Origin of the sequence: Kitasatospora sp. NPDC094019 (assembly GCF_044764505.1) — a bacterium.
Classification (GTDB): domain Bacteria; phylum Actinomycetota; class Actinomycetes; order Streptomycetales; family Streptomycetaceae; genus Kitasatospora.
Window position 1 is genome coordinate 120,625 of record NZ_JBIWIF010000008.1, and the last position, 13,792, is coordinate 134,416.

The window sequence follows — 13,792 nt, forward strand, 5'->3', positions numbered from 1 at the left end:
GAACCTCGCGGTGTAGCGGAGTTGACCGGGGGCATACTCGGGGCAGGACGGGGGAGGGGAGCGGTTCGATGGTGCGACAGGATCCGCCGACGGGGATCGAGGCCCAGCTGCTGCCGGAGCTGTTCCGGACGGCCGACCGGGCGTCGATCGCCGGACAGCAGGAGACGCTGCGCTGGTACCGGGGACTGATCTCGATGCTGGTGGTCGCGGCGGTCGTCGGCTCGCTGCCCGGGCCGGACGGCAAGGGTGCGGCCGACATCACGCCGCTGTTCTCGGTGGTGGCGTTCCTGGTGGCCGGGTACTTCTGGGCCCGGCTGCGGCGGGAGAACCCGCAGGCGCGGTGGTACGAGGCGCGGGCGGCGGCCGAGTCGGTGAAGACGCTCGCCTGGAAGTACGCGGTGCGGGCCCGGCCGTTCGAGGGCGACGCGGAGTCGGCGGACGTCGACCGGGGCTACCTGCTCCAGGTGGAGGACGTGCTGCGGGCCTTCGAGGACCCGGCGATCGTGCCGCCGGACGCGGTCGCCGAGATCACCCCGGAGATGCGGCGGGTCCGGGCGGAGTCGCTGACCTCGCGCCGCACGCTCTATCTGCGCACCCGGGTGGAGGGGCAGCGGACGTGGTACCGCTCGCGCGCCGAGTCCTGCGGCTCGCAGGCGGTCACCTGGGGGCTGGCCGTCGCGGGGCTGATCATCATCGGCGCGGCGGCGGCCGTCGCGCAGGCGACCGGGGCGCTGCAGGTGCACGTCTTCGGCGCCACCTCGGCGGCGGCCGCGTCGGTGATCGCCTGGACCCAGTTGAAGCAGCTCCGCCCGCTGGCGGCCGCGTACCAGCTGGCGGCGCGGGAGCTGGAGAACGTCGGCAACCAGCTGTCCGACCTCGACCTGCGGGCGCCGGAGGCCGAGCGCCGCTGGGCGCTGCTGGCCGCGGAGGCGGAGGACGCGGTCTCGCGCGAGCACACCACCTGGCGGGCCCGGCGGGCCTTCCCGCGTTGAGCGGGGCGCCCGCGGGGTGCTCTCCGGGGCCGGGTTCAGGCGTCCAGGGGCGCTAGCCCGAACGGGTGGCCGGCCGGGTCGATCAGCACCTTGAGCGTGCGCCCGTGCTGGTACGTGGGCTCGGTCGCGCCCAGGGCCAGCGCGCGGGCGGTGGCCTCCTCCAGGTCGTCGACGTAGAAGTCCAGGTGGAAGTGCTTCCCGCCGTCCGGCTCGACCCACGGCTCGGGCCGGTACCCGTTGACCCGTCCGAAGCCGAGCGGGCTGCCGCCCTCCGGGTTGTCCAGGATGGCGAACTGCTCGTCCACGTGCCGGGTCTCCCACCCGAGCAGCTCGCCGTAGAAGGCGGCCAGTGCGACCGGGTCGGCACAGTCGATGGTGACCATGGCGAGGCGGGCGAAGCCGGTGTCGGCCTGCTCGGCCTGCTCGGCGGCGACGTCGGTCATGTCTGCTCGGCCCTTCTGCTGAGGGGTGGTGCGGCGCCGGGGGTCCGCGTGGACCGGGCCCCACGATCCAGCATCGCACCGGGAGTCATCGGGGGCACGGCCAGAGATGTGGGGCGAATCGGTCCGGAACGTTCCGGATCGCTACAGAATCGGCACTTCCTGGGCATCGGTCGGTCAATGGTTAGTTGTATAAACTTTTGATCCAATCGAGGGATTGTTGGTTACGGGGGGTTTCTCGATGGCAATCGAACTGCCCGACGAAGTCGCGACGCTGCTGAACTTCCTCGGTATCCGCTGGCCTGCGGTCAACGAGGACAAGGTCCGCGAATTCGGCGACCACGTAAAGGAGTTCGCCAAGGGTCTCGAAGAGGTCCACGGCGACTCGACGGCGACGATCCATCAACTCGGCGGCGCCTACGAGGGAGCGTCCTACCAGGCGCTGGCCGCCAAGTGGGCGCTGATGTCCGACAAGCACTTCAACGAGGTCGTCCAGGCCGCGCACGTGGTGGCGCAGGCGATGGACGTCGCCGCGGACGCGATCGTCGTGATGAAGCTGGAGGCACTCGGCGAACTCATCGTCCTGGCCGCCACGTTCGTCGCCGCCCAGGCCGCCGCGGTGGCGACGCTGGGGCTGGCGGAGGTCGGCGCGGTCGCGGCCCAGCAGGCCGCGCGCAAGCTGATGTCCTATCTGGCGCACCAGCTGGAGGAGTACATCGTCGCCCAGGTGGTCGAGGCGGCGATCGACCCGCTGGTCGAGATCGTCTCGGAGGCGGTGGCCGGGCTGGTCTTCGAGGCGGCCGAGGCGGCGGTCAACGGCGGCTCGGTCGGCGCCGCGTTCAAGATCAACCCGGCCGCTGTGGAGGCGCACGCCCGGGCCCTGCACGAGCAGGCGGAGAAGGTCGCCCAGCACGCCCAGGTCTTCGGCACCCGGGTGTCGGCGGTGAGCTTCGAGTGAGCGACGCCACCGTCAAGGCGCTCCAGAAGGCCGCCCAGAAGGTCGGCAAGACCTTGGCGGACGACATGGGCAAGGCCGCCAAGAAGATGTACAAGCAGGCGGGCGACAACCTCAACAAGACCGCCAAGCACCACAAGGACAACGACCACAGCACCGCCGACGACTTCGACGGCAAGGCCAAGGACAAGGCAGCCCCCCCGCCGAAGACGGGCAACGGCGCCGGCGGCGACGGGGCCAAGCCGGCGCCCCGGAAGTACTACATCCACGACGACGGCCGGGTCCAGGAGATCAAGGACGGCAAGCTCGTCGACGTGAAGGACCCGGAGGCGTCCCTCAAGACGCTGCTGGACAGCGCCTCCGGCAAGGTCAAGGACCCGCCCAAGCAGGACCTGGGCAAGACGTACCACGCGAGGAAGGACACGGAGAAGGGGGACGAGAAGGTCGAGAGCGGGCGGATCACCGAACCGACCGAGTTGTCCCGGGCCGTCGAGGAGGCCAGGCGGGCGCAGGGCGACTATGGCGGCAAGAACTACGCATCGCTCAGGTACCGGGACGAGACGGGCGAGTTCATCCTGGTCGGCCGGAGCGACAACCAGCGGAGCCACTCGGAGCGGTCGATCGGCAAACCCCTGCTGGGCGGCAGGGAGGGAAACGTCAGCGAGCTCTACACCGAGCGGGCTCCCTGTCAGGCCGGCCCGAACTGCGAGCGTTGGCTGGCCCGGCACTTCGAGTCGCAGAATCCGGATCTGAAGGTGAGCCACGGTGTCGAGTACGACAACGCGGTTCCGACGAAGGACCGCGACCATGGCCACAAGGCTTATCTCCAACAGATCAAGGAAGACCACGCGGCCGGCCGGACGGACGGCACGATGGGCACCGCCGACTTCGACGAGCGGGGCCAGGAGAACAAGCAGGCCGCGGACGAGCACCGTCAGAAGCGCCAGCGCCGCACTCGGTAGAGTCGGCCGGGGCCGGGTATTCGGACAGGAAGGGAACCTCACATGCTGGTGTCGGTCGACTGGAGGGCGATCGTCGAGGACGATCTGCCCGCTGGCGCCATGCTGCGGGTACGGGCGGAGGCCGCTGCGGAGATCTGGTCGGATCCGGCGGACGTCGCATTCGCCTCGAAGACCGGCTTCCCTGCCGCGAGTCGGCTCTTCCGCTTGCTGGACGAGTTGGCGGAGAAGGACCCGGCCCACCCCGAGCAGGTCTTCGTCGAACCCCTGGAACCGCTGCCGGTCCTCACCCCGCACGGACGGCTGCGGCAGCTTGGCGAGTTGTTCGGCGGATTCGTCTACGTCAGCCTCGACGACGGGACGATCTGGGTCCACGACCCGGACGCCGACGAGGAGTACGAGCTGATCCACCAGGACCTCACTTCGCTGGCCTACCTGCTGTACAAGGTCGAGGGAGAGCGCCCGCGCCCGGAGGAGGACCCGGACCCGTACGACTGGGCGGACGCCGAGGAGTACATCCGGGAGGACGTCACCCGCTGGGACCCGTTGCCGTTCGAGAGCGGCGCGCAGTTCTGGGCGATGTTCCTCGACACCTGGGCCACGCTGTGAGCGGGGGCCGGTAGGTGCTCGTGCCGATCGACTGGCGGGCGGCCGAGCGGGGCCTGGCGCCGGGGTCGATGCTCCGGTTCCGGCCCGGGGTGGCGGCCGAGCTCTGGGCCGGGGACGCGGATGCCGTGCGGTTCGTGACCGAGATCGGGCTCCCGTTCTCCAACGGGCTGTTCCGGATCCTGGAGGAGCTCGCCGAGCGGCGGCCGGAGAACCCGGACCGGGCGTTCGCCAGGCCGTTGACCGACGCGCTGGTGGAGACGGAGCACGGGCGGCTGCGTCAGCTGGGCGAGCTGTACGGGGGGTTCGTCTTCCTCAACCTCGACGACGGGACGATCTGGGTCTGCGACCCGGACGCCGACGAGGAGTACGAGCTGATCCACCGCGACATCTCGTCGCTCTCGTACCTGGTGTACAAGATCGAGGTGGAGAAGCCGTCGCCCGAGGAACGGCCGACGCCCTACGACTGGGCCGACGCCGAGGAGCACGTGCGGGAGGGCATGGAGCGCTGGGACGAGGTGCCGTTCGGGGACGACACGCGATTCTGGGAGGCTTTCATGGACTCCTACCACATGACATGAGAGGGCCGGTTCGAACGTGAACGCGCACAGGGACGACGAGCCGGCGGCGGCGCTGGTGGCGCATTTCGGGCCGCGTGGGTTGCGGGCGCTGGCGATCGCGCCCGCCGGGCCGTTGCGGCATCCGGGGCTGCCGGTGCAGGTGGGGCCGTACTTCCGGGCAGCGGAGGAGGATGATCCGCTGTCGGTGGGGGAGTGGGCCGCGGCGGTCGGGGCGGACGTCGGGCCGGTGGCGGCGCAGTTGCGGATCGGGACGGACGGCGGGGCCGAGCTGTACTTCGCGCCGGACCGCTCGGTCCGGGCGGTGCTGCTGGGTGCCGAGCCGCTGGACCTGCCGGTGAACAGCGGTGTGGCGGCGTTCGCGGCCGGCCTGCTGCTGCTCGACCGGGTGCTGCCGACGGTGTCCGCTTCGGACCGGCCGGACCTGGCCCTGGCCGCTTACCGGGAGCTGCGGCAGGGACTGCTGGAGATCGACGCGACCGCGTTGGACGACCGTGACGGCTGGTGGCCCCGGGTGCTGGACGATCTGCGGCGGCCGTTGAACGTCGACTCCTCGGCGGCCTTCGAGGTGGTCGACGAGCACGGCGCGAAGCGGATCGAGACGGAGGTGGGCGGCGCCGGGCTGCTGCACCCCGAGGAGGCGCTCTGGCACCGGCTGCGGGCCGAGGGCGTGGAGCCGGAGCAGGTGGTCCGGGTGTACTGCGAGCTGGAGCCGTGCGTGATGCCCGGCCACTACTGCGCGCGCTGGCTGGCGCGGGAGTTCCCGCGGGCGGAGTTCACGCACAGCTTCGACTACGGCGACACGGCCGAGTCCCGGGAGAGCGGGATCAAGGCGCTGATGATCAGTTTGGCCGAGCGGCGCGGCTGAGCCGGGTACGGCCGGGCCGGGCTCGGCGCACGGGAGCACGGGGAGAGGGAAGCGGGACATGGCGGGGAGCGGGCGGCGGATGCCGCGGCTGGGGGCGGGCCGCAGGCCGGCCGGGCTGGCGCTGCTGGGCTGGTTGGACGATCCGCGGGCGCCGCGGCTGTGCCGGGTCGCGGGGCCGCCCGGGGCCGGCAAGTCGCACCTGCTGGCCTGGCTGGTGCGCGGCTGCACCGGCGCGGACGCCCCGGGCGGGCGGCGGATCCACGCCGTGCTGCCCGCCGACGGCGCCACGGTGCGGACGGCCGTCTGGTCGCTGGGGCACCAGCTCGACCTGGTCGCGCACACCCCCGGCCCGCTGATCGAGGCGATCGCGGCGGACGGACGGCCGACCGTCGTGTGCGTGCCTGAGCTGGACCGGGCCGAGGACCCGGCCGCGCTGGTGACGGAACTGCTCGACCCGCTGCTCCGGCTGCCCGGGGTGCGGCTGGTGGTGGAGGCGGCGACCGACGGCCCGGCCGCTCGGACGTTCACCGCCGTGCCGGTCCCGGCCGTGCTGGACCTCGGTGAGCCGCAGTGGACCGACGGCGCGCTGTTCGCCGCCTGGGCGGTGGAGCGGGGCGGCGATCCGGCCGCCTACCCGCTGCCCGGGCCGGTCCTCGGGACGCCCGCCGCCCCGCCCGCGCCGGTGCCGCCACCGCCCGGGACGGATCCGCGCTTGCTCGACCAGGAGGCCCTGTCGGCGCTGTGGACGGCGGTGGCGGCGGCTCCCGGCCCGCTGGCCGCCGATCCGCTGCTCTACGCGCTGGCCCGTCCGGTCCCGGTGACGGCGGCGGTCGAGCGGCGGGACGACGCGCTGGCCCGGGCCTGGCGGGCCGCGGGTCCGGCGGTGATCGAGGAGCCGGACCCGGCGGTGCGGGCGGCGGTGCTGCGCACCCGGCTGCTGGGCGGCGACACCGTCGCCGCGGCGGCCGCGGCCGTGCTGGCGCAGCTGCCGGGCCCCTGGGCCGGGCGCTGGGCCCGCTGGGAGGGTGTCGACCGCGACCGGCCCGGACCCGCGGTGGCGCTCACGGTCGGGGCGGGCCCGTACGCGGGGCAGGTGCTGGTGGCCGATCCGACCGGTTCGGTGCGGACCTTCGACGCCGCCACCGGCCGTCGGCTGGGCGCGGTGGTGGTGCCCGCGCCGCGTCCGTTGCGGGGGCTGGCGGTGACGGCCGGGGGTTCCGTCGTCCTGCTCGACGCCTGGGGGAGACCGGAGGCGGTGGCGCCGGCCGAGCCCCGGCCGGGCCTGGATCCGTACGGGCTGACGGTGGCGCTGGACGCGGTGGGCGTGGTGGCCGGGGACCTGAGCGCGGTGGCGGCGGTCGGCGGACTGGCGGACTCCGCACCGGCGCTCGGCGACGCGGACGGGGCGGTCCACTGGTTCGAGGACGGCAAGGTGGTGAGCGAACGGCTGCACCACGGGCCGGTGACGGCGCTGGCCGGTACCGCGCTGGGCGGCGGGCCGCTGTCCGATCCGGAGATCCCGCTGCTGGTGAGTGGTGGCTTCGACGGCGCGGTGCGGCTCTGGGGGCCGCGCTCGGCGCCGATGCCCGAGCCGTCCGACCGCCGGGGCTGTCCGGTGACGGCGGTGGCGGCCGGGGCGACGGCGGCCGGTCCGGTGGTGGCGGCCGCCTGGTCGGACGGCCTGGTCCGGGTGCGGGACCTGGGGAGCGGTGAGGTGCTGGAGCTGCGGATCGGCTCGGAGGTGTGGTCGCTGGCGCTGGCCGGCACGCTGCTGGTGCTGGGCATGCCGGACGGTCTGGCGGCCGTGGACACCCGCCGCTGAGACGCGGCGCCGAGGCCCGCCGCTGAGACGCGGCGCCGAGGCCCGCCGCTGCAACGCGGCACCGAGGCCCCGCCGCCGAGACGCGGCGCGCCGACACGGCGCCCTCGCGCGTACCCCGATCGGGCGGCTGTGATGCGGGCGATCGGAAACCAATTTTCTTTAGCGAGAGTAATGACGTAGGCTAAAGAACATGCCCGAGATGTCCGAGCAGGACTTCGCAGCCATCAGTCAGCTGCGGTCGTCCGCCATGCGCCTCTCCCGTCGACTGCGTCACCAGCGGGTCGAGGAGTCGCTCAGCCCCACCGAGATCGGGGTGCTGGGCACCCTCGCCCGGTGCGGGAAGGCCACGCCGGGTGAGCTCGCCCGGAAGGAGCACGTGCAGCCGCCCTCGATGACCAGGATCGTCGCGATGCTGGAGGAGAAGGGCCTGGTGCGGCGCGAGCCGCACCCGGAGGACCGCCGCCAGGTGGTCGTCAGCAGTACCGAGGAGGCCGAGGCGATTCTTGAGGAGTCGCGCAGTCGCCGGAACGCCTGGCTCGCCGAGCTCGCCCAAGGGCTCGACGAGGAGGAGTGGGCGAAGCTGCGCGAGGCCGCGCCCGTGCTCTACAAGCTCGCACACCTCTAGGCACATCGATTCCGGTCGCCGCCGGAGGACGAAGGAGAAACGCATTACCGCAGGACCGAGGACAGACACCAGGAGCGCGACGGCCGGGGCACCGGCCGCCGCGCCGCGAGGGGAGACCACTGTGACACCGCCGGCCGCCGCCACCGCAGCCGCCACCCGTATCCGGACCGACGAGCAGACCACCGATTCCACCGCGGCGAGCGCCGCGGCCGCCGACGCCCAGGCACCCGCCCCGACGGGGCTGCCGGGCAACGGCGACGACGACCCCGACGAACGCACCGCGGCGGAGGACCCCGCCGCTCCCGGCCGCAGCCGCGCGGCCACATCCCCGAGGACGGCGGATTCGCCGACCGGAGCCCGGTTCACCCGGCCCGGGGGGATGTTCAGCTCACTGAGCGTTCGCAACTACCGTTACTACTTCGCCGGCCAGGTGGTGTCCAACACCGGGACCTGGATGCAGCGCATCGCCCAGGACTGGCTGGTCCTGAGCCTCACCGGCAGCCCGCTCGCGGTCGGCATCACCACCGCGATGCAGTTCCTGCCGATGCTGCTGCTCGGCCTCTTCGGCGGAGTGCTCGCCGACCGGATGCCCAAGCGCAGACTGCTGATCGCGACCCAGGGGGCGATGGGCCTGCTGGCCGCCGGCCTGGCTGTGCTGACCGTGGCCGGCGTCGTGACGCCGTACTACGTCTACGCCTTCGCGCTGCTGCTCGGCCTGGTCACCGTGGTCGACAATCCGGCCCGGCAGGCGTTCGTCTCCGAGATGGTCGGCCCGAAGCACCTCGCCAACGCGGTCAGCCTCAACGCCGCCAACTTCCAGACCGCCCGGCTGGTCGGCCCCGCCGTCGCGGGCCTGCTGATCGCCGCGGTCGGCAGTGGCTGGGCGTTCGCGGTGAACGCGCTGTCCTTCGCCGCCGTGATCGGCGGACTGCTCGCCATGCGCGAGAGCGAGCTGCGCCCGACCGAGCCGATCGCCCGGGAGAAGGGGCAGTTGCGGGAGGGGCTGCGGTACGTCAAGGAGCGTCCGGAGCTGTTCTGGCCGCTGGTGCTGGCCGGCTTCATCGGCACCTTCGGCTTCAACTTCCCGACCCTGCTGTCCGGGTTCGCCACGGACACGTTCCACGTCGGGGCCGGGCAGTACGGCCTGCTGAACACCGCGATGGCGGTCGGTTCGCTGACCGGGGCCCTGCTCGCGGCCCGCCGGGGCGCGCCCAGACTGCGCGGACTCGTCGGCGCCGCGATCGGGTTCGGCGCGCTGGAGGTGCTGGCGGCGTTCGCGCCCGGCTACTGGACCTTCGCGCTGCTGCTCACCCTGATCGGGGTGTTCGGACTGAGCTTCAACACCTCGGTCAACGCCGCCCTGCAACTGGGCACCGAGCCCGCGATGCGCGGCCGGGTGATGGGCCTGCTGGTGCTGGTCTTCACCGGCGGCACGCCGATCGGGGCGCCGATCGTGGGCTGGGTCACCGCCTCGTACGGGCCCCGGATCGGGCTGCTGGCCTGCGGCCTGGTGTCGGCGCTGGCGGCCACGACGGTCGGCCTGGTGCTGGCCCGCAGCGCGGAGCTGCGGCTGCGGCTGGACCTGCACCCGGGGCGCGGCGGCCGCGTCGTCGCCCTGGTGCCGCGGACGCCCGTCGGCGCCAAGCCGGCGCTGGCCACGGCCTGCTGACAGCGGGTCGGGACCACCGGCAGTGGGTCCCGGAGCGCCCGACGGTGCTCCGGGACCCACTCGCCGGTGTCGGGGCCCGATCGTTCGGGGCCGGGGTCGCTCGGGCCCGGGGCGTTCAGGGCCGGATCGTTCGGGGCCGGACCGCTCAGACCCGGATCGCCAGGATCTGCCCCTGCCAGAGCCCGGCCGGCTGCTCCACCTCGAAGGACTCGGTCTCGGTGAAGCCGAGCGCCCGGTACTGGCCGACCAGCTTGCGGTCACCGCCGGCGAAGCAGTCCACCCGCAGCAGGCCGATGCCGCGTCGGCTCGCCTCGCCGAGGGCGTCGGCGATCAGCGCGGCGCCGATGCCCGAGCCCTTGCGGCTCCGGTCGGTGACCAGGTTGCGGATGTACAGCTCGGGCCCGTCGACCGGGGTGGCGTACTCGGGTCGCTCCTCGGACAGGACGCAGGAGCCCACGGTGCGGCCCTCGTCGTCGACCGCGAGCCGGATCAGGAACGGCTCGCGGCCGTACCTGCCGATGTGCTCGACCCGGGCCGGGGTGCCGCTGAAGGAGTGGTCGCCCCACTGACGGGTGCGGCCCTGGGCGGCCAGCCACTCCACGGCGCCGTCGAGCAGGAACAGGATGTCGGGGATGTCTTCCGGACCCCCGTTGCGGATCTTCATGAAAACCGTTCTAGTCCAAACCGTCGCCCGGTGGAAGATGTCCCCATGAGGCTCTTCGTGGCGGTACTGCCTCCGGTGGAGGCGTTGCGGGACCTGGTCGACGCGGTGGCGCCGGTGCGCGGTCTGCCCGGGGCGGACCGGCTGCGCTGGACGGCGGTCGAGGGCTGGCACCTGACCCTGGCGTTCCTCGGCGAGGTGCCGGAGGACCGGGTGCCGGAGCTGTCGGCGGCGCTGGCGGCGGTGGCGGCGGTGAATCCGGCGCACCCGTTGCGGCTGGCCGGGTCCGGCCGGTTCGGCGACAAGGTGCTGTGGGCCGGGGTGGAGGGCCGGGTGTGGGCGCTGCGCGGGCTGGCCGAGGCGGTGGCCGGGGCCACCGCCGAGGTGGCCGGCGAGGCGGACGCGTTCAGCTTCCACCCGCATCTGACGCTGGCGAGGGCCGGGTCCTCGCGGGGGCTGCGGCGGGCGGGGCAGCGGGCGGCCGCGGCGGAGCTGGACGGGCTGGCGCGGGCCCTGGAGGGGTACCGCGGGCCGGAGTGGGAGGCCGCCTGGCTGCATCTGATGCGGAGCGAGCAGGGCGGCGGTTTCGCCCGCTACAGCTCGGTGGCCTCCTGGCCGCTGGCCCGCTGGGACGGCTGAGCCCCGCCGGGACGGCCGAGCGGGGCCTGCTCGGGGCCTGCTCGGGGCCTGCTCGGAGCGGTCCGGTCAGGGCCAGATCCGCATCGCGTCCGCCGCGACCCGCTCCAGTTCGGCGCGGGTCGCGCCGTCGCGGGCGCGCTGCGACATGCCCTGGACCACGGTGGCGGTGAACTGCGCCAGGGCCGCCGGGTCGGTCCCGGCGGGCTCGTGACCGGCGGCGACGTCGGCGCGGATCAGTGATTCCAGGGCGCGGACGTTGGCGTTGCGCAGCTCCCGGACGGCGCCGGTCACCTCGGGCGAGGTGCAGTTGACGGTCGAGCTGATCAGCAGGCAGCCCCAGGGGTGATCGGGGTCGGTGGCCATGGCGGCGGCCTCGTGCAGCATCCGGGCCACACCGGTCCGGGCGGTGGACTCCTCGGCGAGCGCGCGGGTCGCGTAGGCGCCGTGGCCCGCCCGGTAGCGGGCGACCACCTCGTCGAAGAGGGCGCGCTTGTCGCCGAAGGCCGCGTAGAGGCTCGGCGGGCGGATGCCCATCGCGGTGGTGAGGTCGGCGACCGAGGTCGCCTCGTAGCCGCGTTCCCAGAACAGTCGCAGGGCCTGCTCCAGGGCGGCCTCGCGGTCGAAGGAGCGCGGGCGGCCGCGCTTCGCGGCGGTGGTGGTCATGCGCTGATTCTATATCGCCCACTACAGAAACCGTGCTACGGTCCTTTCATTAGTGATCACTACAGAATTGGGCGCCGCCGACCCGGTGGCGCCCGGAAGAAGGGGGCGGTCATGTCGAGGTCGACCGGCAGGACGGCACTGGTGACGGGCGGCAGCCGGGGCATCGGGCGGGGGATCGCCGAGCGGCTGGCGCGCGAGGGCGCGCTGGTCGCGGTGCACGGCCGGGACCCGGAGGCGGCCGAACGGGCGGCGAAGGAGATCGAGCGGGACGGCGGACGGGCCTTCCCGGTCGTCGCCGAACTCGGCGTGCCCGGGGACGCCGAGGCGCTCTGGGCCGCCTTCGACGCCGGACTGGCCGGGTACGACGGCGGCCACGGGCTGGACATCCTGGTGAACAACGCCGGGATCGGACAGCCGGGGCGGATCCACGAGGTGGACGAGGCCGGCTACGACCGGGTCTTCGCGGTCAACGCGCGGGCGCCGTTCTTCGTCGTCCGGCACGGCCTGGGCAGGCTGCGCGACGGCGGGCGGATCGTCAACGTCTCGTCCGGCGTCACCCGGGTGGCGTTCCCGGAGGCCGTCGCCTACGCGATGACCAAGGGGGCGCTGAACACCCTGACGCTGACCCTCGCCCAGGAGCTGGGGCCGCGCGGGATCACCGTCAACGCGGTGCTGCCGGGCATCGTGGCCACCGACATCAACCCCTGGCTGGCGGACCCGTCGGCGCGGGCCCGGGCGTCCTCGTACTCGGTCTTCGGCCGGGTCGCCGAGCCGGCCGACGTCGCGGACGTGGTGGCCTTCCTGGCCTCGGACGACGCCCGCTGGGTCACCGGTCAGAACCTCGACGCCAGCGGCGGGTCCAACCTCGGCGTCTGAGCGCGGACCGGCCGGGGGTACGCTCGTTGACCGTGGATCCCAAGACGCGAATGCGAATCGTGACCGGCGCGCTCGTCCTGCTGCTGGTGATCGTGCTGGCCAGCTCGCTGGTCGGCCGGTAGCCGCCGGGACCGGCGGAACGGAGAAGGGCCACCGCCCGGAGGCGGTGGCCCTTCACTCGTGCCGGTGCGGTCGGCCGGAACCGCCGGACCGCGCAGCCGGTGCGGTCGGTCAGAGCTGCTCGACCACGTAGTCGACGCAGGCCGTGAGCGCCTCGACGTCGGCCGGCTCGATCGCCGGGAACATCGCGACCCGCAGCTGGTTGCGGCCGAGCTTGCGGTACGGCTCGGTGTCGACGATGCCGTTGGCGCGCAGCGCCTTGGCGACGGCGGCGGCGTCCACCGACTCGTCGAAGTCGATCGTGCCGACGACCTGGGAGCGCTCGGCCGGGTTCGCCACGAACGGGTTGGCGAACGAGGACTTCTCGGCCCAGCCGTACAGCCGGGACGAGGAATCAGCCGTACGGGCGACGGCCCAGTCGAGCCCGCCGTTGCCGTTCATCCATTCCAGCTGGTCGGCCAGCAGGAAGAGGGTGGCGATGGACGGGGTGTTGTACGTCTGGTCCTTCGACGAGTTGTCGATGGCCGTCGGCAGGTCGAAGAACGGCGGGATGTAGCGGCCGGAGCCGGCGATCTCGGCGGCGCGCTCCAGGGCGGCCGGGGAGAACGCCGCCAGCCACAGGCCGCCTTCGGAGGCGAAGGACTTCTGCGGGGCGAAGTAGTAGACGTCGGTCTCGGTGATGTCCACCGGCAGGCCGCCGGCGCCCGAGGTGGCGTCGACCAGCACCAGCGAGCCCTGGTCGGCGCCGACCGGGCGGGCGATCGGCATCGCGACGCCGGTGGAGGTCTCGTTGTGGGTGAGTCCGTAGACGTCCACCCCGGCCTCGGCGACCGGCAGCGGGTGGGTGCCCGGGGCGGTCTTGATCACGCTCGGCTCGGCGAGCCAGGGCGCGGCCTTCACGGAGGAGGCGAACTTGGAGGAGAACTCGCCGAAGTCGAGGTGCTGGGACTTCTCGCGTACCAGGCCGAAGGCCGCGATGTCCCAGAAGGCGGTGGACCCGCCGTTGCCGAGTACCACCTGATATCCCTCGGGCAGGGAGAACAGGCTGCTCACGCCCTCGCGCACGCGCTTGACCAGGTTCTTGACCGGGGCCTGGCGGTGGGAGGTGCCGAGCAGGGAGGTCTCGGTGGCGGCGAGGGCACTCAGGGCCTCGGGGCGCACCTTGGAGGGGCCACAGCCGAAACGGCCGTCGGCGGGCTTGATGTCAGCGGGGATCCGGATCTGAGCCACGCGCCGCAGCCTACCGGCCGGGGCACCCGCGGTTCGACGTCCGTCCGCCCGCTGAGATGCCCCGGACCCGCCCGCGAGCTGCGGAAACA

General features: G+C 73.3%; 15 protein-coding genes. 11 read left to right on the forward strand and 4 right to left on the reverse strand.

The window, feature by feature from the left end:
- Positions 1–68 precede the first annotated feature (68 nt).
- Positions 69–992 carry a DUF4231 domain-containing protein gene (locus tag ACIQ9P_RS19730; RefSeq protein ID WP_402357269.1) on the forward strand — a complete coding sequence of 308 codons (924 nt, stop codon included), beginning with the start codon at positions 69–71 and terminating at the stop codon, positions 990–992.
- 35 nt (positions 993–1,027) lie between these two features.
- On the opposite strand, the gene ACIQ9P_RS19735 is transcribed toward ACIQ9P_RS19730, so the two are convergent.
- Positions 1,028–1,435 carry a VOC family protein gene (locus ACIQ9P_RS19735; RefSeq protein WP_402357272.1) on the reverse strand — a complete coding sequence of 136 codons (408 nt, stop codon included), beginning with the start codon at positions 1,433–1,435 and terminating at the stop codon, positions 1,028–1,030.
- Positions 1,436–1,673: 238 nt separating this feature from the next.
- Between ACIQ9P_RS19735 and ACIQ9P_RS19740 the strand changes: the two genes are divergently transcribed.
- The 8 genes from ACIQ9P_RS19740 to ACIQ9P_RS19775 all read left to right on the forward strand — a co-directional run bounded on the left by ACIQ9P_RS19740 (position 1,674) and on the right by ACIQ9P_RS19775 (position 9,514).
- Positions 1,674–2,390 (forward strand): WXG100 family type VII secretion target, encoded by a 717-nt coding sequence (locus tag ACIQ9P_RS19740; RefSeq protein ID WP_402357275.1) that lies wholly within the window; start codon positions 1,674–1,676, stop codon positions 2,388–2,390.
- Positions 2,387–3,349, forward strand: a complete 963-nt coding sequence (locus ACIQ9P_RS19745; RefSeq protein WP_402357278.1) for a nucleic acid/nucleotide deaminase domain-containing protein — start codon at positions 2,387–2,389, stop codon at positions 3,347–3,349. The genes ACIQ9P_RS19740 and ACIQ9P_RS19745 overlap by 4 nt, the downstream gene beginning before the upstream one ends.
- A 42-nt stretch (positions 3,350–3,391) precedes the next feature.
- On the forward strand, positions 3,392–3,955 hold the full coding sequence (locus ACIQ9P_RS19750; protein WP_402357281.1) for an SUKH-4 family immunity protein: 564 nt from the start codon (positions 3,392–3,394) through the stop codon (positions 3,953–3,955).
- Positions 3,956–3,969: 14 nt separating this feature from the next.
- Positions 3,970–4,533, forward strand: a complete 564-nt coding sequence (locus tag ACIQ9P_RS19755) for an SUKH-4 family immunity protein (protein WP_402357284.1) — start codon at positions 3,970–3,972, stop codon at positions 4,531–4,533.
- 16 nt (positions 4,534–4,549) lie between these two features.
- Positions 4,550–5,398 (forward strand): nucleic acid/nucleotide deaminase domain-containing protein, encoded by an 849-nt coding sequence (locus ACIQ9P_RS19760; RefSeq protein WP_402357287.1) that lies wholly within the window; start codon positions 4,550–4,552, stop codon positions 5,396–5,398.
- 58 nt (positions 5,399–5,456) lie between these two features.
- On the forward strand, positions 5,457–7,220 hold the full coding sequence (locus ACIQ9P_RS19765; protein WP_402357290.1) for a hypothetical protein: 1,764 nt from the start codon (positions 5,457–5,459) through the stop codon (positions 7,218–7,220).
- Between the two features lie 190 nt (positions 7,221–7,410).
- Positions 7,411–7,845: a MarR family winged helix-turn-helix transcriptional regulator gene (locus tag ACIQ9P_RS19770; protein WP_402357293.1), complete on the forward strand. Its 435-nt coding sequence runs from the start codon at positions 7,411–7,413 to the stop codon at positions 7,843–7,845.
- A gap of 241 nt (positions 7,846–8,086) precedes the next feature.
- Complete coding sequence (locus ACIQ9P_RS19775; RefSeq protein ID WP_402358002.1) at positions 8,087–9,514, forward strand: MFS transporter; 1,428 nt, start codon at positions 8,087–8,089, stop codon at positions 9,512–9,514.
- A gap of 145 nt (positions 9,515–9,659) precedes the next feature.
- On the opposite strand, the gene ACIQ9P_RS19780 is transcribed toward ACIQ9P_RS19775, so the two are convergent.
- Positions 9,660–10,178, reverse strand: coding sequence for a GNAT family N-acetyltransferase (locus ACIQ9P_RS19780; RefSeq protein ID WP_402357296.1), 519 nt, complete (start codon positions 10,176–10,178; stop codon positions 9,660–9,662).
- 45 nt (positions 10,179–10,223) lie between these two features.
- On the opposite strand from ACIQ9P_RS19780, the gene thpR reads away from it, so the two are divergent.
- On the forward strand, positions 10,224–10,814 hold the full coding sequence (thpR, locus tag ACIQ9P_RS19785; RefSeq protein ID WP_402357299.1) for an RNA 2',3'-cyclic phosphodiesterase: 591 nt from the start codon (positions 10,224–10,226) through the stop codon (positions 10,812–10,814).
- Positions 10,815–10,880: 66 nt separating this feature from the next.
- On the opposite strand, the gene ACIQ9P_RS19790 is transcribed toward thpR, so the two are convergent.
- Positions 10,881–11,477: a TetR/AcrR family transcriptional regulator gene (locus ACIQ9P_RS19790; RefSeq protein ID WP_402357302.1), complete on the reverse strand. Its 597-nt coding sequence runs from the start codon at positions 11,475–11,477 to the stop codon at positions 10,881–10,883.
- Between the two features lie 111 nt (positions 11,478–11,588).
- Here ACIQ9P_RS19790 and ACIQ9P_RS19795 point away from each other — a divergent pair, with 111 nt between their 5' ends.
- The gene (locus tag ACIQ9P_RS19795) at positions 11,589–12,353 is read left to right on the forward strand and encodes an SDR family NAD(P)-dependent oxidoreductase (protein ID WP_402357305.1); all 765 of its coding nucleotides are present in this window, start codon (positions 11,589–11,591) and stop codon (positions 12,351–12,353) included.
- Between the two features lie 231 nt (positions 12,354–12,584).
- On the opposite strand, the gene serC is transcribed toward ACIQ9P_RS19795, so the two are convergent.
- On the reverse strand, positions 12,585–13,703 hold the full coding sequence (serC, locus tag ACIQ9P_RS19800) for a phosphoserine transaminase (RefSeq protein ID WP_402357307.1): 1,119 nt from the start codon (positions 13,701–13,703) through the stop codon (positions 12,585–12,587).
- Positions 13,704–13,792: the final 89 nt, after the last annotated feature.